Origin of the sequence: Rossellomorea sp. FM04394 (assembly GCF_041889765.1) — a bacterium.
Classification (GTDB): Bacteria; Bacillota; Bacilli; order Bacillales; family Bacillaceae_B; genus Rossellomorea; species Rossellomorea aquimaris_B.
In genome coordinates this window covers 3,401,189-3,424,963 of record NZ_CP168654.1, presented here as the reverse complement: position 1 = coordinate 3,424,963, position 23,775 = coordinate 3,401,189, and the positions used below count along the sequence as shown (strand labels likewise).

The window sequence follows — 23,775 nt, the reverse complement described above, 5'->3', positions numbered from 1 at the left end:
AGGCAAACAATCGCTGAAATTCAACATGTAAACAATCCATCAATTCAACAGTCAAATATAAAGATCTGCAAGAAATCCAACATCCCAAACCGATACATCATTAAACCATTCACACACTACGAAAAAAGCCACCGTCATATTTCCCGACGGTGGCTTCAACAATCTTATTTCAAATTCTCCGGATTCAGCACTTCAAGTTCTTCAATGACAAATCGACCATCTTTTCGGATCAATACATCATCGAAATAGATCTCGCCTCCACCATATTCAGGACGCTGGATCATCACCATATCCCAGTGAATGTTCGAGTGGTTTCCGTTATACGCTTCTTCATAGCATTCACCCGGTGTAAAGTGGAAGCTGCCATCAATCTTCTCGTCAAACAAGATGTCCTGCATCGGATGCTGGATGTAAGGATTCACACCGATTGCGAATTCACCCACGTATCTTGCCCCTTCATCCGTATCAAAGATTTTGTTGATTCGGTCTGTATCATTGGCAGTGGCTTCTACAATCTTACCTTCTTTGAATGTCAATTTCACATTTTCAAAGGTAAATCCATTGTAAGGTGACGGTGTATTGTAGGAAATGACGCCGTTAACCGAATCCTTTACAGGTGCACTATATACTTCACCATCAGGAATGTTCAGGCGTCCCGCACATTTTACTGCAGGAATGTCCTTGATTGAAAATGTAAGGTCCGTCCCTTCCCCGACAAGGCGGACTTTATCCGTATTGTTCATGAGCTCAACCAGGTTGTCCATGGCTTTGTCCATTTTGCTGTAGTCCAGGTTGCAGACATCGAAGTAGAAGTCTTCGAACCCTTCTGTACTCATGTTGGCAAGCTGTGCCATGGATGAAGTCGGATAACGTAGTACGACCCATTTTTTCTTAGGAACACGGATTTCTCTATGTACTTTTTTCCCGATCGTATTACCGTGGATCTTCATCTTTTCATCAGGTACATCCGATTGTTCACTGATGTTATCACCTGCACGCAAACCGATATATGCATCCATCTGGTCCATGACATTCGCCTCGAAGCTTGCCATCATATTGTATTGTTCATCCTTAGCCCCCATTAATAATGCACGGTCAACTGCGTGATCTTTAATGGATACGAAAGGATATCCACCGGCTTCATATGCTTCTTTAACGAGTGCCGTCACCAGTTCCCGCTGCAATCCGAAGTTTTCGATCAATACTTTCTCACCAGGCTGTAACTGTACAGAGTACTGAATTAAATTTTTTGCCAGTTTTTCAATCCGCGGATCTTTCATTGGATCTTCCCCCTTGTATGTAGTCCATTTTATTGTACCCTAAAACATTTATTAATGGATGAGAGAAAAAAGATGAGAAATGCTAAAACAAGAAATATTTTTTATTTTTTCATGCAGGAGAATGCAGGGGGGAGGAAGAAATACTAGTATAATGTTTATTTGTTTATGATAAGGGTAAAGAATTTCTATACATGGAGGTGTGGCATATGGAAATCATTCTTTATCTAAGCGTGGCTGTAATAGCTGTTGCATTTTTTATTTTAGTTATGAGTTTAATGAAGACATTGAAGTCCCTCAGCTCTACATTAGACAGTGTTTCAACTACAATGACCGGCCTTGAGGGGCAGCTTCAAGGAGTAACAAAAGAGTCTACAGAATTACTACATAAAACAAACCTATTAGCCGAGGATATCCAGAAGAAATCTGAGGATCTGAACACAGTTGTTTATGCAGTAAGAGATGTAGGGCATTCCATCCAAAACCTTAATAACTCGGTTAAGAAAGTAAGTACATCCATTTCTACCGAATTGGAACGCAACCAAGGTAAAATTTCACAGGTGGTCCAGTGGGGAAATGCTTTCATTGAGTTAAAGGACAAATGGAAACAAAAACAGGAAAAACAGCCAAGTCAATCTGATGCAGCTGTTCATAACCAAGCATCTAAAGAAGTTCGATCCCAAGAAAAATTGATAAAAAGAGCAAGATCTTATAACAATTAGAGAGGGGAATTTTAAAATGACACAACAGTACAATCAAAACCAGAACCAAAACCAGACAAATGACAACAACAACATCAACTCAAAGGACTTCATGATCGGAACACTTATCGGAGGTATCGTAGGAGCGGCTACTGCTTTACTACTTGCCCCTAAATCCGGTAAAGATCTTCGTCATGATATTAACGAACAGGCGGGCGTCCTGAAAGAAAAGACAGGCCAGTGGAAAGACACGGCTGTAGAAAAGAGCAATGAACTTGCAGCAGTGGCGAAAGAAAAATCTTCTGCCCTAACAAAATCAGTACAAGAGCAATCCAACAATGTCGTTGGGAAGCTGAAAACATACCGCTCCAATAATAAAGAGCTTCAAGAAACTAATGATGAGCTTCAAGCTGTGTCAGTAGGAGAAACAACACCTGTTGAAGAAACAGAAGATGTGAATCAGAAGCTCGAAGAAACAAAAAAGGCATTTGAAGAAACTGAAAAAACATACAATCAATAATAATTGATTCCAAGGGCGGTGAAGTGATATGATTACTTCACCGTTTTTTTGTTGGAATAAGATTGCCAAGAGGCACCTGCTTGTCTCTTAAAGTACATGTAGGAAAGGAAGTATGAATGTCATGCAAAAGATTGAAACCGTTCAAGAGTTTGAAAAGCTTTCTGAAACAAATTCCCGCTTCTTTTTCATGAAGCACAGCTTAACCTGCCCGGTAAGCTCTAATGCTTTCAACGAATACCAAGCTTTCTTAAACAAGCATGAAGAAGAAGACGGCTACTATTTAGCCGTTCAAGAATCAAGGGAGCTGTCCAACCATATTGCCGAAAAATATGGCATCAAGCATGAATCGCCTCAAGCCTTCCTATTTATCGAAGGAAAACCAGGCTGGAATGCTTCCCATTGGCATATTACGGAGAATGAATTAAATAAGCTGTAGGGGAAAGGACTCTGTTTTGACAGGGTCTTTTTATTTTATTTGTATTGCCTGATGATTTCGTTTGGGTTTTCTAATAATTTTTGGTAATTCCCTCCCATGTGTTTATTTTCTATCATACAGGGAATCTACTCTATAAGATTAAAAATTATTTAAAGTAAATTAGGAGGAACGATTCATGGCACAGACAGTACCTTATAACACTCAAACAAGTAATACGGCTAATGCGAATAGGATGAACGGCACTTCCGGAGAGAAGAATAGTAAGTTACTTAAAGGCATGGTTGTGGGAGCTGTAGTAGGCGGTGCAGTGGCTATGCTTGATAAAACTACAAGAAAGAGAGTATCTTCGAGAACATCTAACGTGAAGGACTCTACGATGGGCATGGTGGCAAAGGTAAGGGAAAATCCATCGGGAATCATGAACGACTGGCAAGATCGCCTCAAAACGGCTTCTACCGTATTAAAGGAAGCGATCAACGATGCACAGAGCCTTTATGAAAAGGTGAATGATGATGTGATTGATCAAGTGAATCAAGTAAAAGAAGACTCTTCTGAAATTATAGCCACTACAAAAGAAGCAGCAGAAGAATTGAAGGAAATTGGTGGAAAAGTGAAAGAAGCAGGTGAAGAAGTGACAGGCGACTCGACCTCTTCTGTCAATAGCACTCAGCCTTCAACGAGCTCTACTTCTACACATGATAACAATATCCATCCGACTAACCGTACGAGCAGTGTACCTGGCCAAGTTGGATCATAAACAAAAAAACTGGCGTAAATGCCAGTTTTTTTTGTTTTCTGCTTTTCAGCGTGTCACCTTAGGCCAGACGATTTCGAGTTCATCCCCTTGTTGAATCTCCTCATAAAAAGTGGTTTCCTCCCCATTTTTAAGGAGGATGAAGCTACCATTCGCATGTGCAGGCATATTGACTTCAACTGAATTAAACAAGTCCTGGAATATAAATGAACTCATTTGTTGTGCTTCTATTTCAATCGTATCACCTGATGATAAGCGATCTTCCATTTTAAGATGAGTACCATTGCGATAAACCCGGCTGCTCTCTTTCATAAGCTCGACTTTCTTGCCGTTGAATGCAATCAGGATAGTGGAGCCGGCGGTGAGCTGTTTCTTGGCGAGAAGCTCCTTTACCGTTGGAGTGGAACCAGGTTTGAATGAAACGATATCATTCTGCTGAATCTTTGATGAAAGTTTCGCCTCAAAACCGTTTATGAATAGCTTTCCGCTATAGGCAGGAAAGAACGTTTCTTTTCCATTGATGGAAATACGATAGGGCTTTGTGCTTTTTATCCATTCCTCATACCCAAAATGCTTTAACACGTCGAAGAGTGATTCCATTAATTCGATACGAATAGAATCACGGTCCTGAATGGTTTCGTCAAGGGATGCCGTCTGATTGTTTCTGTAGACGAGTGGGGTTACTACATAATCCTTATCGCCAATGACGATCTGTTTAGAAGAGGAAGCGTCTATTAGATCACCGATGGTCACCCGTGGTGGGGTCCCGTCTACTCCTCTATGAACAGAAATCATATCGTTATTTTTAATGTTTTCGTCAAGTGAACTAGGCAGACCATTTTTTTCAATAACTGGCGGGTAACCGTGACCTCCCGGCAAAGATATATCTTGACCATTGACTGATACAAAGAAACCACTTCCCGGAACCCCGTGCCATTTACTCAGCTTTAACCCTGCAGCTAACAGGCAGTCGCCGACCGTTAAGTCCTTTACTTCAAACAATCGGACCGGTTGTTTGTTCACGTGAGCGGTGACGTATTGAACAGGGGCTTGTTTAGCAGCAATGGCGATTCCAATCGGGGTGACGAGGTCAGGGCCTTTCGTTACTTCTTCCAGTATGGCTATGTTCTGAATAGCCTCTACGCCTCTTACAGCGACCCGATTGTGAGGAAGCTGCAGGGATGCTCCTAATCGGGTGGGAAGTGCAGGTGTTAAGCTGCCTCCTCCTACAAGCATGACAGCTTGAGGGGGCTTTTCATTGTTCAAACGGAGAATCTCCTTTGAAATCTCTTCCGCCAACCGATTCACAGCCGGTGTGATTTTCTCCACGACCTCATGTGCAGGGTAACTCGTTTCAAAGCCAAGAATATCGGTAACCGTGATTTCTTCTCTGGTCTGAAGCTCCCTCTTTGCCTGTTCCGCTAATGGGAAATCCAGCAATAATTCATTGCTGAGGGCTTCCGTTATTTCATCCCCGGCAGTGGGGACCATCCCATAGGCAATGACAGTCCCCATATTGGTAATCGCGATATCGGATGTTCCCGCTCCGATATCAACGAGGGCTACATTGAGTCGTCTCATTGACTCTGGAATCAGCACATTAATGGCAGCGATGGGCTCTAATGTCAAAGCATCCATTTCAAGTCCGGCGCGATTGAGTGCCGCGATCAAGGATTCCACTACGACACGTGGGAGGAAAGTCGCGATAATCTCAACGGTGGCTACATCTCCTTGCTGATCGATGAGGCTCCCGATTTCCTCACCATCCAAACGGTAAAATAGGACAGAATAACCAACACAGTAATAGTGGTAGTCCTTCGTATCATGTTCGTTTTCTGCAGCTAATGCTTGAGCCTGCTGGACAGCACTTAACTCCAGGTGGAGGATATCGTTTTTTTGAAGAAGGGGTTTGCCTTTTATATTAGATGTGCAAGATGCTATTTCCGTTTTTAGAGCTCTCCCGGCAGCTGCGACACACACTTTATGAAGGGCACCATGCTTCTTTTCCAATTGTTCTTTAATGGAGCAGATGACTTCTGCTACAGCAGGAACGTCATGAATCTGACCATCCAGCATGGCTCTCTTTTTATGCTCTTCTACTAAAATATCTGAAACTTGAAATATTCCGTCTATTTCTTCTAAAATAATCCCGACGACCGATCGGGTGCCGATGTCTAACGCAAAAATTTTTTGCTTATTTTTCAATTAGTGTTCACCCACTTTAGCCTATTCTCATACAATACTAAAATACTTTAGTACTTAAAAGCGTCTAATTAATAAAGAATTTTATCGTGACATTTTAGATATGTTCTATTATAATAAGTTTCAATATCAAAAATGTATCATACTTTCTTAAAACTATAACAGTTTTTACGTATGAACAGGATAAAAAAAGAAAGGGTGCTGTATTGTGAGTAATCAAGAGCTCGATCAATTACGAAAACAAGTCGACGAGATGAACCTAAAACTATTAGACACCATCAATGAACGTGCTAAACTAGTTCAGGAAATCGGGCGTGTCAAGGAGACTCAAGGAGTATACCGCTATGATCCTGTTCGTGAAAGAGGCATGCTAGATCTGATTAAAGAAAATAACAATGGTCCATTTGAACATTCTACCATTGAACATATTTTTAAAGAGATCTTCAAAGCTGGTTTAGAGTTGCAAAAAGACGATCACCGGAAAGCATTGCTTGTTTCCCGTAAAAAGAAACCGGATGATACGATTGTCAATATTAACGGAGATTCCATCGGGGACGGAAAGCCTCATTTCATTTTCGGTCCATGTGCCGTTGAATCCTACGAACAAGTGGCTGAAGTGGCGAAAGCCGTTAAAGCAAAAGGACTTAAATTGCTTCGAGGCGGAGCATTTAAACCTAGGACTTCACCTTATGATTTCCAGGGCCTCGGGATCGAAGGCTTGAAAATCCTTAAAAAAGTGGCGGATGAATATGATTTGGCTGTCGTGAGTGAAATCGTTAATCCAGCCGATATCGAGCCTGCACTGGAATACATTGACGTGATTCAAATCGGTGCGAGAAATATGCAAAACTTCGAGCTGTTAAAAGCAGCAGGGGCAGTCAAAAAGCCCGTATTGCTTAAACGTGGTTTAGCTGCAACGATCGATGAGTTCATCAACGCTGCCGAATACATCATCTCACAAGGAAATGGAGACATCATCCTTTGTGAACGTGGAATCCGTACGTATGAAAAAGCAACAAGAAACACATTGGACATTTCAGCTGTCCCAATCCTTAAGCAAGAAACGCATCTGCCGGTATTCGTGGATGTAACACATTCGACTGGACGCAGAGATCTATTGCTCCCAACGGCAAAAGCAGCACTTGCCATCGGTGCAGATGGAGTAATGGCCGAGGTTCATCCGGATCCTGCCGTCGCCCTATCGGATTCAGCTCAGCAAATGGATCTAGATCAATTTGATCATTTCTATCAGGAGCTATTAAAAGGAAGAACGATCGAAGTGTAATGTATATAAGAGAAGGGTTGGATCCTATTTTGGGGTTCAACCCTTTGTTTTTTGGAAGAAACATACGAGTTTTTACGGTCAATTTGGGCATTTTTTTAAGAAATGTCCTTTTAAGGGTCCAATTCATTGTTTTGGAGCAGTAATTTTAGTTGGAACATCCGATCTTTATTAGGGATATCGGCGAAAATTTCATTTTAACGGTGAAATTCTGAATTTATCGGCGAAATCTTAATTTTAACGGCGAAATTCCAAATTTAACGGCGAAATTCGATTATTACGGTGGAATTCAGATTTTTATCAGCGAACCCCTCATTTTATCAGCGAACCCTTCATTTTATCAGCGGAATCCCGAAAATATCAGCAAACCCCCAGCCAACGCCCCGCCAAAATACCCTCTGAAAGTGCAGTCTTATGCCTTTTTCTCCACTAAACCCGCCCCCGCTTCTGTATGCTATAATAAACTTTTTGTTAAGATAAGGCTGAGTCGTTGCAGGAATATAGAGACTATCGTATGATTATCTAGGTAATTGCAGATAAATAACCTATATACATTGAAAAAACACTAAGTTGAATATAAATATGTGCATTTTTTAACAAACTATTGTAATCGCTTTTTTCTTTAGGTTTATTTAGTGTAAAATAAGATAAATAAATGAGTAGAAGAGTAAAGGAGAGTTAATGATGAACGTTACAATATATGATGTAGCAAGAGAAGCAAATGTTTCCATGGCGACCGTTTCACGTGTAGTCAATGGAAATCCCAATGTAAAACCGGCAACAAGGAAGAAAGTACTGGAGGTCATTGACCGCCTTGGATACCGTCCGAATGCTGTAGCAAGGGGACTTGCAAGTAAGAAGACGACAACGGTCGGAGTCATCATTCCCGATATCTCTAATATTTTCTATGCTGAATTGGCACGTGGGATTGAAGATATCGCAACGATGTACAAATACAATATCATCTTGAGTAACTCGGATCAAAATGCCGAGAAGGAACTTCATCTTCTTAACACGATGCTTGGAAAACAAGTAGATGGAATCCTGTTTCTTGGAGGTCACATTTCCGAAGAGCATGTTCAGGAATTCGAACGTTCCCCGGTACCTATCGTGTTAGCTGGGGCAGTGGAAGAAACAAACAAGGTCCCATCTGTTAATATCGATTACAAAGCGGCTTCTTACGATGCTGTTACGGAATTATTAGAAAAAGGACATAAACGGATCGGATTTGTAAGTGGTCCTTTCCACGATACGATCAACATGAAGTTTAAATTGGAAGGGTATCGAGAGGCCCTTGCCAAGGCAGGGGTGGAATATAGTGACGACCTGGTTGTTGAAGGTGAGTACACATATGATTCAGGACTAGAGGCATGGCAGAAGTTTTCTGAGCTTGCGGACAAGCCGACTGCTGTGTTCGTGGGCAATGATGAGACGGCCCTTGGAGTCGTTCATGGCGCCCAGGACCAAAATGTGTCCATTCCTGAAGAAGTTGAAGTGATCAGCTTCGATAACACGAGACTGGCGCTTATGGTCAGACCACAGTTAACTTCCGTTGTGCAGCCTTTATATGATATCGGGGCTGTAGCGATGAGATTATTAACGAAATATATGAACAAGGAAACGGTAGAAGAATCCACTGTTGTTCTTCCTCATCGACTTGAACATCGTAACTCAACAAAATAAGAAGTTTGTCGATATAAAAGATAAAGACAAACAGATCTTATTTTTGTAGGGAGAGTCAAAATGAAAAAGCTTGATGTTCTTACACCAATCGGGGTTGTAGTTGGGTTTCTATTCGTCGCTTTCGCCATCATTACGAACGCAGGTGTTACAGGCTTCAGTTCTTTCTTAGATCTGCCTTCCATGTTCGTTGTGATAGGCGGGTTGATCGCTGCCATGCTGGTCAGCTTCTCTATCAAGGAATTGAAGCAATTGGGGAAAGTGATGAAAGAATCCTTTCGTGACGAGGAATACGACCTTCATGGCCTCATTCGTACGTTTGTGACACTTTCAGAAAAAGCCAGACGTGAAGGCCTTCTCGCATTAGAGGCGGAAGTGGAAGAAGTTGAGGACCCTTTTATTCGAAAAGGTGTCCTGTTGGCAGTGGATGGCATTGAGCAAGATGTGATCGTAGATATTATGAATGCTGAAATCATCGCTTTAGAAGAGCGACATCGCAAAAATAAAAGTTTACTGGACAAGGCGGGGGAGTATGCACCTGCCTGGGGTATGATCGGGACCTTGATTGGTCTCGTACTGATGTTAAAGAATTTGAATGATCCAACAACATTGGGACCGAATATGGCCATTGCCTTATTGACGACTTTATATGGATCGATCCTTGCAAACCTTGTCTTCCTGCCTATGGCATCCAAATTAGCGATGAAAACAGAGAAAGAAGTGTTCATGAAACAAATCGTGATTGAAGGTGTTGTGGGAGTCCAATCCGGTCAAAATCCAAAAATATTAGAAGAGAAACTAAGGGTGTTCTTATCTAATGAGGAACTGGAGACGTACTTGAGCAGGAAACAAGCGGAGGCTTCATTCGATGAAGCGTAGACGAAAACAAGCGTCTCAGCCCACGGGTGCTCCAAAATGGATGGTAACCTTTTCTGACCTCATCACTCTTATTCTCGTATTCTTTATTTTATTGTTTTCTATGTCACAAATAGATATCGTGAAATTCAGGGCCATCGCTGATTCCTTTCAACAGCGTCAAATACTTGAGTTTTACCCATCTGTTATTCCATTCGAGAATCCTTCTGCTGAACCTGAAGTGGAAATGGAGAAAATGCAGACTCAAAGCAGTGAACAAGCCGACAAGGAGCTAAAACAACTTTTAGCGGATATTCAGAGCTATTTAAATGAAAACAAATTAAGCGATGTTATAGTTGCCACAAGAACCGAGCGAGGCGTCGTACTGGTTCTTCAGGAGCAAGCTCTATTTGCCTCAGGTGAAGCAACGGTCCTCGAGGAAGCTTATCCGTTCCTGAATAAAGTGGGGGATCTCATATCCAGGATCCCAAACTTCGTGAAGGTAGAAGGACATACAGATAATCGTCCAATCAATACATATCGATTTCCATCAAACTGGGAGCTCTCCTCTGCAAGGGCAAGCAGTGTGATTCGATACATCATTCAAACGGAGAACCTGGATCCAAAGCGCTTTATCGCCGTCGGATATGGGGACACACGGCCAATTGCACCCAATGATACCAGGGAAAATCTCCAAAAAAACAGGCGGGTCGAAGTGATCATAACAGATCCTGCTTACCAAGAACAATAAAAACCAAGGACTTCTCGGGAGGTGATGAGAGGTCCTTGGTTTTTTGTTAGCTTGACGGCTTCTGTCGCAGTTGCTGGCGAATGGAGTAGAGGGCTTTATCAACGGTCTGCTTGTTCTTTTCGGTGATTTCCCCTTTTCTTGGAATCGGTTTGTAGATGTCCGGTTCATCCATCCATTCAGCGGGTAACATGACACCTGCTTTACTCTGCCAGCGTTCCGTCCATTTTCCAGGGAAGGAAGAGGCAAGGTCCTTACGCCCAGTCATCTCCAGCCAGATCAGGCTCCATGCTCTTGGAACCACTCTCCAAATATCGTAGCCCCCGCCACCAACGGCAATCCATTTACCATCGCAATACTCATGGGCAAGCTCATGGGCGATACGAGGGATTTCCCTGTATATATTCATAGTAGCTGAAAGGTGGGTAAGAGGATCATAATAATGGGCATCTGCCCCGTTTTGAGTCAATATGACGTCGGGCTTGAAGAATTCAATCACCTCACGAAAGGACGTTTCGTAAGCTTCGAGCCACGATTCATCTTCTGTAAAGGCATCTAAAGGTATATTGAATGAATACCCATATCCTTTTCCGTGACCTCGCTCATTGATATTACCTGTTCCCGGGAAGAGGTAGCGGCCCGTCTCATGGATGGACAGTGTACAGACGTCCGGATCATCGTAAAAGGACCACTGGACGCCATCTCCGTGATGGGCATCTGTATCTACGTACAGTACCCGCGACCCGTACTTTTCCTGCAAATAGCGAATCGCCACTGAACTGTCATTATAAATACAGAAGCCGGATGCCTTCCCTTTGAAGCCGTGATGGAGACCACCGCCGAGATGGAGGGCATGCTTGGCTTTTCCCGTCATGACATAATCAACTGCCGTTAACGTTCCGCCCACTAAATATGCACTCGCTTCATGCATTCCTTTGAACATCGGGGTATCTTCTGTACCAATACCAAACCCTTCCGCCTGATCTTGAGAGAGTTGGCCGACACTCGCTCGTTTGACGGCGTTTACATAGTTGGGATCATGATTAAGAAATAGCTCTTCGTCGGTAGCCATTCGTGGGGGGACGATTTCATCTGATTGAAGAGCGTTTGCTTCTTTGAGTAAGTCCATCGTCAAGGTCAATCGGGTTTGATTAAAAGGATGCTCATCAGAGAACCGATACCCAAGAAGTTCATCTGAATAAATGAAGACAGCATCTTTGGTCATGATGAGATTCCTGGCATGTTTGGCCATAACACGTCATATCCTTCTTTCTTGAGATCATCGATCACATTCATCGGATTCATCGTTCTTACGCGGAACACTAGTATTTTAAATTTTTCGTCCTTCTTATCCGGATACACGAGGACACTTTGAATATTAGAGTTGTTTCTTCTGATGATACCGGCCACTTCATAGAGGATGCCGGCTTTATGTGGGACTTTCACTTCAATTTGAGAGCCGGGCTGGTGGGCTCCCGTCAGTTGAATGAGGGTGTACAACAGGTCTGTTTCAGTTATGATTCCTACGAGCTTATTTTCCTTCAAGATAGGCAGGCAGCTGATTCGGTGCTCATAAAAGAGAGCGGCGACCTCTTCGACGAAGTCCAAAGGATGACCTGTGATCACATCTTTTTTCATGATCAACTTAAGAGGATTCTGTAACTCACTGGTAGAGGACTCATCATGAAAAATAGATGGGGTACCGTCTTTTACATCACGGTCACTCACGATTCCGATCACTTCCATCGCATCATTCGTAATCGGGATATGCTTGATTTTCTTCTCCCGCATTAATTTTATGGCTGTTTCAATTGTATCGTCTGCCTTTAATGTTTCGACTTTCGTTTTCATGATTTCTTCTACAATCACGTTCTCCACCCCTTTAGAAAACTTGTCAGAACTCCATTAATACATAAAACGATTCATAAATCTCAGTTGATCAAATCGTTGGATGGAATCTGAATCCACTCTTTTACCGATTCTCGCCATTAAACAATTGGCTGGATGGGAGCTGATTTCAGGGTCATCAGTTGCGTAATATTCCAAACCGCCGGCGTTCATCATCTTTTCCATCACCTTACGATATTCCCATACGTTCAAGCCCGTTCCTTTAAGGTCCCAATGCCAATAGTATTCAGTCGTAATCACAATGAAATCTTCCATATGATCATCCATCATGGAAACTCTTAAAAGGTGTTTCCCGACTGAAGCCCCCCGGAATTTAGGGATGACCTCGATTGCCCCAAGCTCGATAAGATTATCCATTTTCCCTTGGGACCAGCGTTCAAGGGGGTCAGGATATAAATATGTAACATATCCAACGATCGTATGATTGTCTCTTGCAATCAGGATTCGTCCTTCTGGTAAACTGGCAATCTCAACAAGGGCTTTATGCTGTTGAGCGGGAGGTCTGAAAGCGACCAAGTCTTCGTGAAAATCAAGCCGGGCCAATTCCTCAGCGGAAATCGGACCTTCAATGATGAGATTCCCTTTTGTTGTCTTTAATTCTGTTGCATTATAGGTTTTTTTCAATTTCATCTGGACACCACCTAAAGATATTCCTCAAGTACATTATACATGAAATTAAAAAATGTATAGCGCTTTCACAAAATTTTCAGACCTTTGCAGCAGGGAAGTTATTCTGCAATACCTATCCAGGACTAGGGTTTGAAGAGTTTTTATAATAAATACAGCAATGGGTACATTGTGGCAGATTTTTTAAAAAATTGAGAAAATATTAAATTTATACTATAATAAGATTGTAATTTCTTACATAAGGGGGATGCGGTATATGAAAGTGGAAGCGCTACCAGTGACGAAGGGAAACTATAATCTTGAAAGCTATGAAAATACGTACCAATCATTCGATTGGAAAGATGTCGAAAAAGAATTTTCATGGGCGGAAACAGGTCGCGTCAATCTGGCACATGAAGCGATTGACCGACATGCAGTATCTTTCAGGAAAAATAAAGTCGCTCTTTATTACCGAGATGCAGAACGTGATGAAAAATATACGTACTCTGAAATGAAGAAGATGTCGAACAAAGCTGGAAATGTATTGAAGCGTTTTGGGGATGTTGAAAAAGGGGATCGTGTCTTCATCTTCATGCCTAGATCACCGGAATTGTATTTCTCCGTATTAGGTGCGATCAAACTGGGTGCCATCGTAGGTCCTCTGTTTGAGGCATTCATGGAGGGAGCTGTCCGTGATCGTTTAGAGGATAGTGAAGCAAAGGTGCTGATCACGACTCCTGAACTTTTAAAGAGGGTCCCGGTAAGTGAACTTCCAAACTTAAAGCATGTGTTCTTAGTCGGAGAGGATGTAGAGGAGGACGATGTCCATATTGACTTCATGACTAAATTTGCTGAAGCGAGTGATAAACTGGCGGTAGAGTGGGTAGACCGGAATGATGGGTTGATCCTTCACTATACGTCGGGTTCCACTGGAAAGCCAAAAGGGGTCCTGCATGTTCATAACGCTATGATCCAGCATTATCAAACGTCCAAATGGGTGCTTGATTTGCAGGAAGAGGACGTGTACTGGTGCACAGCGGATCCAGGCTGGGTCACAGGGACTTCGTATGGGATCTTCGGTCCATGGCTGACAGGTGCTTCGAACGTCATTGTAGGGGGACGCTTCAAGCCGGAAAACTGGTATAAAACGATCGAGGATTATGGAGTGACTGTTTGGTACAGTGCCCCAACGGCCTTCAGAATGTTGATGGGTGCCGGGGATGAAGTCGTAAAGCAGTTCGACTTAGGCTCGCTTCGCCATATCCTGAGCGTAGGAGAGCCCTTGAATCCTGAGGTTGTCCGTTGGGGGATGAAAGTATTCAACCTGCGCATCCATGATACTTGGTGGATGACGGAAACAGGCGGACAACTGATTTGTAACTATCCAAGCATGGAAATCAAACCCGGCTCCATGGGTAAACCATTCCCGGGAGTGAAAGCAGCGATTGTGGATGATCAAGGAAACGAAGTGCCTCCTTACCGTATGGGGAACTTGGCGATCAAAAAAGGCTGGCCATCCATGATGAACCAGATCTGGAATAATCCCCAGAAGTATGAATCATACTTTATGCCTGGTGACTGGTATGTTTCAGGAGATTCAGCTTATATGGATGAGGACGGATACTTCTGGTTCCAGGGCCGAATCGATGATGTCATCATGACGTCTGGAGAACGAGTTGGACCTTTCGAGGTTGAAAGCAAGCTTGTAGAACATCCTGCGGTTGCAGAAGCGGGTGTCATTGGAAAGCCGGATCCGGTCCGTGGCGAAATCATCAAAGCGTTCATCGCTCTTCGCGACGGATATGAAGTGACGGATGATCTGAAAGAAGAGATTCGTCAATTCGTGAAAAAAGGATTGGCTGCCCATGCGGCTCCGAGAGAAATAGAATTCCGTGACAAACTGCCAAAGACCCGAAGCGGAAAAATCATGCGTCGCGTGTTGAAGGCATGGGAGTTAGACCTCCCTACGGGTGATTTAAGTACAATGGAAGATTAATAGATGGAAGAACCCCCGCTCGTTGAGCGGGGGTTCTTTTGTGGTTACTGTTTTGGTTGAGGTTGATGATTGGGGAGGTAAGGGATGGGGGGGTGCGAAGTTTGTCGGATTATAAAAAATGGCAGATAAAAATAGGATTTGGCAGGTAAATTGAAAAAACGGCAGATAAAATAAGTATATGGCAGACAAACGTCCAAAGTGGCATGAAACATCAAAGGCCAGTCCCAGTCAATATTCCATCCCCCTAACCCAAAACAAAAAAACGAGCGAAAGGTAAACACTTTTCGCTCGTTTTCCAACTTGTTATCTAGTTCTCCTCAGCAGGTGGTTCCGGTTCAGCCGGTGGTTCGGTTCCTCCGCCATCGTCACCGCCTCCGCCGTCACCGCCTCCGCCATCACCGCCGCCATCATCAGATGGAGGTGGCGGTGGTGGCTCAGGCTTGTCTGGTTTAGGAGGGGGGTCGGCTGGTTTATCACCAGGCGGTTTCGGGTCCGTAGCCGGTTTTTCAGGCTTTGGCTCAGGCTCCGGTCTTCCAATTTGTACAGTGTTGGAAGGGGCAGATTGTCTTCCTGCTACGTCAACGGCAACCACAAAGAAATCACCATTTCCGACGGATACTGAATAACTCCCGCCAGACTTGATACTCCCGACCTTTCCGCCGGATTTACTATATACACGATATCCGACGACATCACTGCTTGCGGACGACGTCCAAGTGATGGTATTTCCATTCGCACTTGCTTTTACCGTACCAGGAGCTGATCCGTCGTCAGAAATTTTATTTTCTGCGATCAGAACATTTTTAAATCGATTGTCACCTTCTGGAATAAGTTTATTTGGATCTCCAGGTACAGAACCAAATACATTCTTCACAAAGTCAGGATTCAAGATCACTCCCGGTTGTGAAAATTCTGCAGGCGTACTAGGCAGTGCTAAATACTTTTTGCCGTTTACCATCACATAACGGCTCATGAGTAAGCTGTCGTCTGTTTTGGTTGGTACGTACTTAGCGTTAAATAAATCACTTTTCACTAAGCCGGCTTGACTGCAGGCTTCTGATGGCAGTAATCCTGAGATCGAGCAGAAGGATCTTCTTACGATGCCCTCCGGTGCTGTAAACGAAGCATCGGGATCAATCAGCTTAGGAGCCAGGTCCCTCGTATCATTCAATAAATATGACCATAAGCGGATATTACGTAATCCATAATGTCCATACTGTGCCCGGGACCCCGGTGTATTTAATGAAGAAGGCGTGTCATATCCGAACCAGGTTCCGAATGTGATGCTCGGATTGGATGCGACAAACCAGTGATCCTTGTAGTCCTGACTCGTTCCGGATTTCCCGGCCCAATCTGAACCAAAGTTCAGGAACTTCTTCGCATAACGTCCCGTACCCAGAGAGTGATCAAGGGTATCTCTCATCATATCGATGGTGAGGTAAGCAGTCTGCGGACTAAATACATCCACCGGTTCTACTTTATGCTCGTAAACCACATTCCCTTCTTGATCGACAATTTTATCAATCATATAGGCATCAATGAATTTTCCGCCGTTTGCAAAGGTAGTGTAGGCATTCACGTTTTCTTCCACTGTTACACCACTTGTCGTGGCCCCCAATGCAAGGGACAGATTATTGTCGTAGCGGCTGTTTAGTGATGAAAAGCCCATTTTCAGAAGGAACTCTTTAAAGGGATTCCGGTTATAGATATTGGCATACGTCCTTACAACAGGTAGGTTCAATGATTCTGCCAGTGCATATCTCGCAGGGAAAAGTCCCCGTTCATTAAGAGAGTAGTTTTCAGGCTGCCATCCATTGATGTTCACACCTACGTCAGGAATAGGGGATCCAGGTGAAATATATCCGTATTCCAGTGCCGGGGCATAAGCAAGTAATGGCTTCATGGTGGAACCGTTCGATCTCAGTGACTGGGTGGCATGATTGATTTGTTCCGTTTTGAAATCACGGCCCCCGATGAAACTGATGATGCGACCGGTTTTGTTCTCGATCATGATCGCCCCGACCTGAACCGGCTCCTGCACTTCCACTTCTTCTCCTGTCTCAGGATCCGTTGCCGGTACAAATTTAGAAGGACCATACATTTCGTAAGCATCTTTGGTTTTCTGCATTTGATCATAGATTTTTTTATTGATGGTTGAGTGAATTTCGTAACCGCTTTGACGTACGTTACGGTCAGCGAGCGTTCGGTATTTCTCTTCAAGTTCATCATTGTTTTCAAGATCTTGTTTTGAATATCCGTCTTTCTCAGCCAGTACATCCGTCATGATATCCACTGCTCTGCTTTCCAGTTCAGCTGTCAGCCATGGATATTGTTCGCTCGGTGATGGTTTAGGCTTGATGAAATCTTTCGATAGGTCGTAAGCAACAGCATCATTGTACTCTTTCTTCGTAATGTAACCTTCCCGGTGCATTCTGTAGAGTACAGTGTTTTTGCGGCTCATTCCAGCTTCCAGATTCTCTTTCAATTCTCCGTTATTCGTAAATGGAGTGTAAGAGAAAGGAGCTTGTGGAAGTCCTGCAATGAACGCGGATTGAGGCAGGGTTAAGTCCTTGGCGTCCACTCCGAATATCCCTTGGGCAGCCGATTGGACACCGGCGATATTCCGGCCGGAGGAATTACGTCCAAGTGTAGCTACATTCAGGTACGCTTCAAGGATTTCGTCCTTTTCAAAGAAACGTTCCAAGCGAAGGGCGAGGAGAATTTCCTTGGCTTTTCGTTCAAAGGATACTTCATTCGTCAGAATTTGGTTTTTGATCAGCTGTTGAGTGAGTGTACTTCCACCTGATTGGGTAGAGGAATTGGTGAATTCCTGAAGTACGGCACGCATGATTGCTTTAGGTACGACACCGTTGTGATCTTTGAAGTATTCATCTTCCGTTGCAATTACAGCATTTCGCAGGTCTTCGGAGACATCTATAAGCTTTACTTCTTCGCGCTCAAGATCAGTCCGCAGTTTTCCGAGATAGACGTTATCTGCGAAGTAAAGCTGAGATGTTTCTTCATAGTTGTAAATGTCCTTTTTCATTTGGTCATAAGGACGAATCGGTTCTTCCTTCACGAGAGAAGCGAAATAACCCGCTCCGACTCCTCCTGCAAATGCAAAACCTAATACAAATAGAACGACAAGTATCAGGGACAGATTCCAAAATACTCCGTATGTAATTCTAGCTCGTTTTTGAACTCCAGTATTTGAAAAGAACCTGATTGCAGGGTCTAATTTTTCGAGTAATTTGTTCCATTTTTCCTTCATATAAGCATTCCCCCCAGAACATTCCCATTATAGCATATTTACAGGAGAGCTGTCGGAAAAAGTCACATAAAATGGTCTTTTATCATGTGTTTAGTTGACTAATATTTTAGAATGTGGTAAAAACCTTATATAGCTAAATGAATGAAGATCCGGCATAAAGTCGGATTTACTTACAAAAATGATTTGTGATCGCAATGAGAGGAATAAGTAGTCTGCCTTCCCTGTTAATTAGAGAGTCAGTGGTTGCTGTAAACTGACACAAATGGCCGATGAATTACATCCTGGAGCTTTTGCTGTGAACCTTTAGTAGCAGCAAACGGTTAAAGCCGTTATCTTTAATGAGTGAAGGATATAATTCCTTAAATTGGGTGGTACCGCGCGACAGCGTCCCTGCATATATGCAGGGACTTTTTTGTTGTCTTTTTTGGGTATTGCCGTGTGTGTTTTACAAAAAAAGGAGGAAAAAACATGGATTTGATAAAAGATTTGGAATGGCGTGGAATAACGTATCAGCAAACGGACGCTGAAGGGTTGAAGGACCTGTTGAATAAAGAAAGCATTTCGATTTACTGCGGGATCGATCCGACAGCAGACAGTATGCATATCGGGCATCTGCTCCCATTTTTAACATTGAGACGCTTCCAGAATCAAGGGCATCGTCCACTTGTGCTAGTGGGAGGGGCAACCGGATTGATCGGAGACCCGAGTGGTAAAAATGAAGAGCGTAAACTGCAGACAATTGAAGCGATTCAGGGGAATGTGGCGAGCATTAAAGTACAGCTGGAGAGCATCTTTGATTTCGAAGGGGAAAATGGTGCAGTAATGGTGAATAACTATGACTGGATCGGAGCAATGGATGTTGTAACATTCCTTCGTGATTTCGGTAAGCATGTGGGCGTAAATTACATGCTGGCAAAAGATACGATTTCATCTCGCCTGGAATCAGGTATTTCGTTCACTGAATTTACGTATACCATTCTTCAAGCACTGGACTTCAATCATCTATACGACAACTACAATTGTAAGCTTCAAATCGGCGGCAGTGACCAGTGGGGAAATATCACGACCGGCCTTGAATTGATCAGACGTACTCATGAGGAAGAAACGAAAGCGTTTGGTTTCACGATTCCACTCGTGACAAAGGCAGACGGAACTAAATTTGGTAAAACCGAAAGTGGAGCCATTTGGTTGGATCCGAAGAAGACATCTCCTTACGAGTTCTACCAGTTCTGGATCAATGCGGCTGATGCAGATGTCGTGAAATACCTGAAATACTTTACATTCCTTTCACACGAAGAAATCGATGCATTGGCTGGGTCCGTTGAAACGGAGCCTCACCTTCGCAAGGCGCAAAAGGCGCTGGCTGAAGAAATGACAAAATTGATTCATGGCGAAGAAGCACTTGATCAAGCCATCCGCATCACACAAGCATTATTCAGTGGTGAAATTAAGACATTATCGGCTTCTGAAATTCTGGAAGGATTCAAAGATGTCCCTTCCTTCGAACAGCCTAAAGGAGATACCATTGGATTGATCGATCTTCTCGTAAATGCAAAAATCTCACCATCTAAGCGACAAGCCCGTGAAGATGTCGGGAATGGAGCGATTTACATTAACGGGGAACGTGTAACAGATCTTCAGCATGTGATGGATGAGAAAGATATGATTGAAGGACAATTTACCATCATTCGCCGCGGAAAGAAGAAATATTTTAGAATTCAGTACGTATAATACTATTATCGAATCTGACAGTGCGGTATCCGTTACTCTTTTGTGGAGCGGGTACCGTGCTTTTTTATGTGCGGAAGGGGGATTTGAAAATATATCGTATTAATTGAAAATAAAAGTGCCATTTTGAAAATATATCTTGGAAATTGAAAATAAACGGTCCATTTTTGAAAATATATCTCAAATACTTCATAAGAAACGCTTCTCATAATTCCATCACATACGTAAAATATCGTGAACTCTACAAATTTTACTAATAAATGTTCAGACAATGACTTAATCTATTAAAGAAATCAAAAAAAACACTGCCCAAAAAATGGACAGTGTTTTTCTCACAAAGATTAACGAGAGTAGAACTCAACGATAAGAGCTTCGTTAATTTCAGCTGGTAATTCAGAACGCTCAGGAACGCGTGTGAAAGTACCTTCTAATTTGTCAGCATCGAAAGTTAGGAATTCAGGAACAAAGCTGTTCACTTCCATCGCTTCTTTGATGATGTCAAGGTTGCGTGATTTTTCACGAACTGAAATTGTTTGACCAGGAAGAACGCGGAATGAAGGGATGTCTACGCGAGATCCGTTCACTGTTACGTGACCGTGGTTAACAAGTTGACGTGCTTGACGGCGAGTACGAGCAAGACCTAGACGATAAACAACGTTATCCAGGCGGCACTCAAGTAGCGCCATGAAGTTTTCACCGTGCTTACCTTGTAATTTGCCAGCTTGGTCAAATAGGTTACGGAATTGACGCTCAGTTACTCCGTACATGTGACGAAGTTTTTGCTTCTCTTGAAGTTGTAAACCGTACTCAGAGATTTTTTTACGTTGGTTTGGACCATGTTGTCCAGGAGCGTAAGGACGCTTTTCTAATTCTTTACCCGTACCGCTTAGAGAGATTCCAAGACGACGAGATAATTTCCAGCTTGGGCCAGTATATCGAGCCATGAATGACTCCTCCTTTATTGTTTTTATTTTGTTGTAAAATAAAAACACCTGTGAATAAACAATTATGTGTATTTTGTTTTCATGTACCTTCGCCCTAGCAGCAGAGGGTTACAAGATACACCTCAAGATGTAGAGGAACAAAATACGATCATAAAGGACTTCACTGAAGCTGCATTATTTTACACAAAGAATATTATATGACGCGAGAGAATAGAAGTCAAGGAAGTATTTTAGTATTCATAGATTTATGCAAAGGTGATGGGCTAAACAAAATAGTCCATAAGTCATTTCTTGTGATATAATAAAACTTGGAAAATATGTTAAATAGGTGAGTACCATTGAAAGAATCAATTAGAGAAAAAACCCTTCGACTTGTATTGATCGGCCTTTGCTTATTGATTGTTTTAGGAGGGTTTGTTTATTCCTCTACCTCCTCTGAACAAGCGGATGTGCCTGAACAATCGATCCATGCGGAAGTATTATCTGCAGGAAACGGAGAACGGAATCCCGTCATTGCAGTTGCGAAGATGGTTCAAGATCAGCCTGTCCTTATTATATATGAACTTGATAGAAGCAATCAGTATTATTTTAAGGTATTACATAGTGTGTCTTTAAAGAAAACCGTGAAAAAGGTAGGGATCACTAAAGAGAAAAATGGGATCTGGGTCCAATTAGATAACAAACAGTGGGTGTTATTTTCGGATTCTTTAGAGGTTTTGCAAGAGGAGAAGGATGCACCTTCTCGGGTCATTTCCAGTCAACAACCCTTTGAATATGATGAACAGGATCAGATGATCGGCATTTCCTTAAGGGGAAACAAAGACCCGATTGAACTGGATTTGTCTGATCGAAAAGCGGAACCAGTGGAAGTCCATCCCTTATCCGTCGATCAGTCGTTATGGCTCGTTGTATTTCGAGAAGATCTGGTACTGGCTCAGGGTCAATGATGATAATAGTTTCACAAACCTTTTAGGTGTGGGTGAGAAAATGTATATAATTCATAATTCTTTGCTTGAATATAAGTCAAAGCTGTTTGATTTAATATATGAAGAATTGTCAGCCGAGTCAGGTCATTCTGCTCATCTGCAAAAGTGGCTGACGATCATTAAAGACTGCCTTGATATTGATCGGGCATTTTTATATTTTTATAGCGAGTCTACCTATTTCTTATATCATCCCAGTGACAATGAGGATGTTCCCCTCACGCTTGCGGAAACAAGGGAGGAATACATTCTTCGTCCTGTTATGGTGGAGGAAGAGAATGATTTCACTATCCGTTTTCACTTTACGAATAAAGACGGCAGTCCTTCAGCCATTCTTCTAGTAAAGAGGGATGAACGTAAAGAGGAGGCAGACGATAGCTGGCTCCATTCTTTTTGGGAAGCAAGCAATCAATTTTTACAGCATACAGGTGGAATCCAGACCGTACGTGAAGATGAGAAACGGTACAGGGAATTATTTAAAGTAACGGAGATCTTTCACTCGACCAGGGATGTGCATACGCTTCTCGTGGAGATCATTGAAACGTTGAAGCAGGTGTTTCCAATCGATGAATTCCACTTGTTATTGTCTAACGACCGATATGAATTCGGGACACTTCCCATTAAAAACTTTGACTTTGATCATGCCGATGAGTCTGCCATGCAGGCATTTGTCAATGGGAATATTGAAGTCGGGGAACAGAATGTCCTGTATGCGCCTTTAAAAGGAAAGCAGGGAATCTATGGGGTGCTTGAGGTGAGGTCAAAATCCCATTCAACCTTTACGGACCAGAAGATCGAGTTCATTCGCCTGCTTGCCTATACGGCCGGGAGTGCCCTTGAAAATGCCAAGCTCTACGAACAATCCAAAAGGCTCATCACCGATTTGCAGCTTATTAATGAAACCTCCCACCAATTAAACCTGAATTTGCGTTTGACGGATACGGTTATGTTTTTAAAGAAGCAAATTAAACGTTCCTTTCAAGCATCCGCCATCGGATTTGTTCTACATCAAAACGGGGAATATAGAATCCTGGAAGAAAGCTCTTCTGTTTTTTTTGAAGAAGAAGGTGAAAAGTACATCTCCTATGTAAAGGCGAGAATCGAGAAGGAACGGGATGCAATCTTTATGGGAGATGTGAGCGATCGATTTGATCGAGGGGCGGCCTTTCCATCGGTCATGGCCGTGCCCATGATCCAGAATGAAGCCCTGTTAGGGTTTTGCGTAGTGTTACATAAAGAACCTTACATGTTTTCATTTGATATGTACAAGCTACTTCAGTCCTTCATTCATCACTCGACCCTTGCAATAACCAATGCAATCCTTCGTGAGAAGCTCGAACATATGGTCATTACCGATCATATGACCAAACTATTCGCGCGGAATTATCTCGATGATGAGATGGAATCTTCCATGAGTAAGGATTCATTGGGTACCTTGCTGTTAATTGATATCGATGATTTTAAAGCGATCAATGATAACTACGGTCATCAAATTGGTGATGAAGTAATCATCCGGGTGTCGAACCTGATTAAAGGGATCGTAAGTCATGATGGATTTGTTGCCAGGTGGGGTGGAGAAGAATTAGCGGTCTATTTACCTTCTCTTGATCATGAGGATGGATGGGGAATTGCTCAGCGCATCGTCGAGCAGGTTCCTATAAAAACAGATCCTGCCGTGACCCTGTCCTGTGGATTATCCACATGGAGAAGATGGGACGACCAATGCCCTAAGTCTGTGAAGGAATTAGTAAAGAAAGCAGATGAAGCACTCTATCATGCAAAGAATAATGGTAAGAACCAGGTTGTGAAAGATTGTGATGGAATCATCATGGAATAATGTTCTTCAAGAAGCCGGAATCGACATGTCTCTTCCGGCCTCTACTT

General features: G+C 42.9%; 19 protein-coding genes and 1 other annotated feature. Of the genes, 12 read left to right on the top strand and 7 right to left on the bottom strand.

Features of this window, described 5'->3' with window-relative positions:
* Positions 1–164: 164 nt before the first annotated feature.
* Positions 165–1,280, bottom strand: a complete 1,116-nt coding sequence (locus tag ACCB35_RS17240) for an aminopeptidase (RefSeq protein ID WP_044339457.1) — start codon at positions 1,278–1,280, stop codon at positions 165–167.
* A 206-nt stretch (positions 1,281–1,486) separates the two neighbouring features.
* Between ACCB35_RS17240 and ACCB35_RS17235 the strand changes: the two genes are divergently transcribed.
* The 4 genes from ACCB35_RS17235 (at position 1,487) to ACCB35_RS17220 (ending at position 3,691) form a co-directional block, all read left to right on the top strand.
* Complete coding sequence (locus ACCB35_RS17235; protein ID WP_374054645.1) at positions 1,487–1,999, top strand: DUF948 domain-containing protein; 513 nt, start codon at positions 1,487–1,489, stop codon at positions 1,997–1,999.
* 16 nt (positions 2,000–2,015) lie between these two features.
* Positions 2,016–2,498, top strand: a complete 483-nt coding sequence (locus tag ACCB35_RS17230) for a YtxH domain-containing protein (RefSeq protein ID WP_374054644.1) — start codon at positions 2,016–2,018, stop codon at positions 2,496–2,498.
* 121 nt (positions 2,499–2,619) lie between these two features.
* On the top strand, positions 2,620–2,934 hold the full coding sequence (gene ytxJ, locus ACCB35_RS17225; protein WP_044339481.1) for a bacillithiol system redox-active protein YtxJ: 315 nt from the start codon (positions 2,620–2,622) through the stop codon (positions 2,932–2,934).
* 175 nt (positions 2,935–3,109) lie between these two features.
* Positions 3,110–3,691: a YtxH domain-containing protein gene (locus tag ACCB35_RS17220; protein ID WP_374054643.1), complete on the top strand. Its 582-nt coding sequence runs from the start codon at positions 3,110–3,112 to the stop codon at positions 3,689–3,691.
* A 45-nt stretch (positions 3,692–3,736) separates the two neighbouring features.
* Here the strand turns inward: ACCB35_RS17220 and ACCB35_RS17215 are convergent, their stop codons facing one another.
* Entirely contained in the window at positions 3,737–5,893 is a 2,157-nt protein-coding gene (locus tag ACCB35_RS17215) for a cell division protein FtsA (RefSeq protein WP_374054642.1), read from the bottom strand.
* A 205-nt stretch (positions 5,894–6,098) separates the two neighbouring features.
* Here ACCB35_RS17215 and ACCB35_RS17210 point away from each other — a divergent pair, with 205 nt between their 5' ends.
* The 4 genes from ACCB35_RS17210 to motS all read left to right on the top strand — a co-directional run bounded on the left by ACCB35_RS17210 (position 6,099) and on the right by motS (position 10,458).
* Positions 6,099–7,175 carry a bifunctional 3-deoxy-7-phosphoheptulonate synthase/chorismate mutase gene (locus ACCB35_RS17210; RefSeq protein WP_044339452.1) on the top strand — a complete coding sequence of 359 codons (1,077 nt, stop codon included), beginning with the start codon at positions 6,099–6,101 and terminating at the stop codon, positions 7,173–7,175.
* 681 nt (positions 7,176–7,856) lie between these two features.
* Positions 7,857–8,855, top strand: a complete 999-nt coding sequence (gene ccpA / locus ACCB35_RS17205; RefSeq protein WP_044339451.1) for a catabolite control protein A — start codon at positions 7,857–7,859, stop codon at positions 8,853–8,855.
* 60 nt (positions 8,856–8,915) lie between these two features.
* Entirely contained in the window at positions 8,916–9,731 is an 816-nt protein-coding gene (gene motP / locus ACCB35_RS17200) for a flagellar motor protein MotP (protein ID WP_044339450.1), read from the top strand.
* Positions 9,721–10,458 (top strand): flagellar motor protein MotS, encoded by a 738-nt coding sequence (motS, locus tag ACCB35_RS17195; protein ID WP_374054641.1) that lies wholly within the window; start codon positions 9,721–9,723, stop codon positions 10,456–10,458. Before motP ends, motS begins: the two co-directional genes overlap by 11 nt.
* Positions 10,459–10,504: 46 nt before the next feature.
* Here motS and ACCB35_RS17190 read toward each other — a convergent pair whose 3' ends face one another.
* From ACCB35_RS17190 to ACCB35_RS17180, 3 genes are read right to left on the bottom strand one after another with little or no spacing between them, the layout of a single operon-like run.
* On the bottom strand, positions 10,505–11,680 hold the full coding sequence (locus ACCB35_RS17190; protein ID WP_374057058.1) for an acetoin utilization protein AcuC: 1,176 nt from the start codon (positions 11,678–11,680) through the stop codon (positions 10,505–10,507).
* Positions 11,677–12,324 carry an acetoin utilization AcuB family protein gene (locus ACCB35_RS17185; protein ID WP_044339448.1) on the bottom strand — a complete coding sequence of 216 codons (648 nt, stop codon included), beginning with the start codon at positions 12,322–12,324 and terminating at the stop codon, positions 11,677–11,679. Before ACCB35_RS17185 ends, ACCB35_RS17190 begins: the two co-directional genes overlap by 4 nt.
* A gap of 36 nt (positions 12,325–12,360) precedes the next feature.
* Positions 12,361–12,993, bottom strand: coding sequence for a GNAT family N-acetyltransferase (locus ACCB35_RS17180; protein ID WP_044339447.1), 633 nt, complete (start codon positions 12,991–12,993; stop codon positions 12,361–12,363).
* 253 nt (positions 12,994–13,246) lie between these two features.
* On the opposite strand from ACCB35_RS17180, the gene acsA reads away from it, so the two are divergent.
* The gene (gene acsA / locus ACCB35_RS17175; RefSeq protein ID WP_374054640.1) at positions 13,247–14,965 is read left to right on the top strand and encodes an acetate--CoA ligase; all 1,719 of its coding nucleotides are present in this window, start codon (positions 13,247–13,249) and stop codon (positions 14,963–14,965) included.
* Positions 14,966–15,272: 307 nt separating this feature from the next.
* Here the strand turns inward: acsA and ACCB35_RS17170 are convergent, their stop codons facing one another.
* Complete coding sequence (locus ACCB35_RS17170) at positions 15,273–18,236, bottom strand: transglycosylase domain-containing protein (protein WP_374054639.1); 2,964 nt, start codon at positions 18,234–18,236, stop codon at positions 15,273–15,275.
* Positions 18,237–18,421: 185 nt separating this feature from the next.
* Positions 18,422–18,631 (top strand) — a binding site (T-box leader).
* Positions 18,632–18,704: 73 nt separating this feature from the next.
* Between ACCB35_RS17170 and tyrS the strand changes: the two genes are divergently transcribed.
* A complete protein-coding gene (tyrS, locus tag ACCB35_RS17165) occupies positions 18,705–19,967 on the top strand; it encodes a tyrosine--tRNA ligase (protein WP_374054638.1) in 1,263 nt (420 codons plus the stop codon).
* Positions 19,968–20,305: 338 nt separating this feature from the next.
* Here the strand turns inward: tyrS and rpsD are convergent, their stop codons facing one another.
* The gene (rpsD, locus tag ACCB35_RS17160; protein ID WP_034765742.1) at positions 20,306–20,908 is read right to left on the bottom strand and encodes a 30S ribosomal protein S4; all 603 of its coding nucleotides are present in this window, start codon (positions 20,906–20,908) and stop codon (positions 20,306–20,308) included.
* Between the two features lie 338 nt (positions 20,909–21,246).
* Here rpsD and ACCB35_RS17155 point away from each other — a divergent pair, with 338 nt between their 5' ends.
* Together ACCB35_RS17155 and ACCB35_RS17150 are read left to right on the top strand one after the other, a co-directional pair.
* Positions 21,247–21,855, top strand: coding sequence for a hypothetical protein (locus ACCB35_RS17155; protein WP_374054637.1), 609 nt, complete (start codon positions 21,247–21,249; stop codon positions 21,853–21,855).
* A 61-nt stretch (positions 21,856–21,916) separates the two neighbouring features.
* Positions 21,917–23,728 carry a diguanylate cyclase domain-containing protein gene (locus ACCB35_RS17150; protein WP_374054636.1) on the top strand — a complete coding sequence of 604 codons (1,812 nt, stop codon included), beginning with the start codon at positions 21,917–21,919 and terminating at the stop codon, positions 23,726–23,728.
* Positions 23,729–23,775 lie beyond the last annotated feature (47 nt).

Bases quoted from the DNA above. Each gene is read 5' to 3' on its own strand.
- ACCB35_RS17240 (WP_044339457.1), bottom strand. From the start codon at position 1,280: ATGAAAGATCCGCGGATTGAAAAACTGGCAAAAAATTTAATTCAGTAC.
- ACCB35_RS17235 (WP_374054645.1), top strand. From the start codon at position 1,487: ATGGAAATCATTCTTTATCTAAGCGTGGCTGTAATAGCTGTTGCATTT.
- ACCB35_RS17230 (WP_374054644.1), top strand. From the start codon at position 2,016: ATGACACAACAGTACAATCAAAACCAGAACCAAAACCAGACAAATGAC.
- ytxJ (WP_044339481.1), top strand. From the start codon at position 2,620: ATGCAAAAGATTGAAACCGTTCAAGAGTTTGAAAAGCTTTCTGAAACA.
- ACCB35_RS17220 (WP_374054643.1), top strand. From the start codon at position 3,110: ATGGCACAGACAGTACCTTATAACACTCAAACAAGTAATACGGCTAAT.
- ccpA (WP_044339451.1), top strand. From the start codon at position 7,857: ATGAACGTTACAATATATGATGTAGCAAGAGAAGCAAATGTTTCCATG.
- motP (WP_044339450.1), top strand. From the start codon at position 8,916: ATGAAAAAGCTTGATGTTCTTACACCAATCGGGGTTGTAGTTGGGTTT.
- motS (WP_374054641.1), top strand. From the start codon at position 9,721: ATGAAGCGTAGACGAAAACAAGCGTCTCAGCCCACGGGTGCTCCAAAA.
- ACCB35_RS17190 (WP_374057058.1), bottom strand. From the start codon at position 11,680: ATGACCAAAGATGCTGTCTTCATTTATTCAGATGAACTTCTTGGGTAT.
- ACCB35_RS17180 (WP_044339447.1), bottom strand. From the start codon at position 12,993: ATGAAATTGAAAAAAACCTATAATGCAACAGAATTAAAGACAACAAAA.
- acsA (WP_374054640.1), top strand. From the start codon at position 13,247: ATGAAAGTGGAAGCGCTACCAGTGACGAAGGGAAACTATAATCTTGAA.
- ACCB35_RS17170 (WP_374054639.1), bottom strand. From the start codon at position 18,236: ATGAAGGAAAAATGGAACAAATTACTCGAAAAATTAGACCCTGCAATC.
- tyrS (WP_374054638.1), top strand. From the start codon at position 18,705: ATGGATTTGATAAAAGATTTGGAATGGCGTGGAATAACGTATCAGCAA.
- rpsD (WP_034765742.1), bottom strand. From the start codon at position 20,908: ATGGCTCGATATACTGGCCCAAGCTGGAAATTATCTCGTCGTCTTGGA.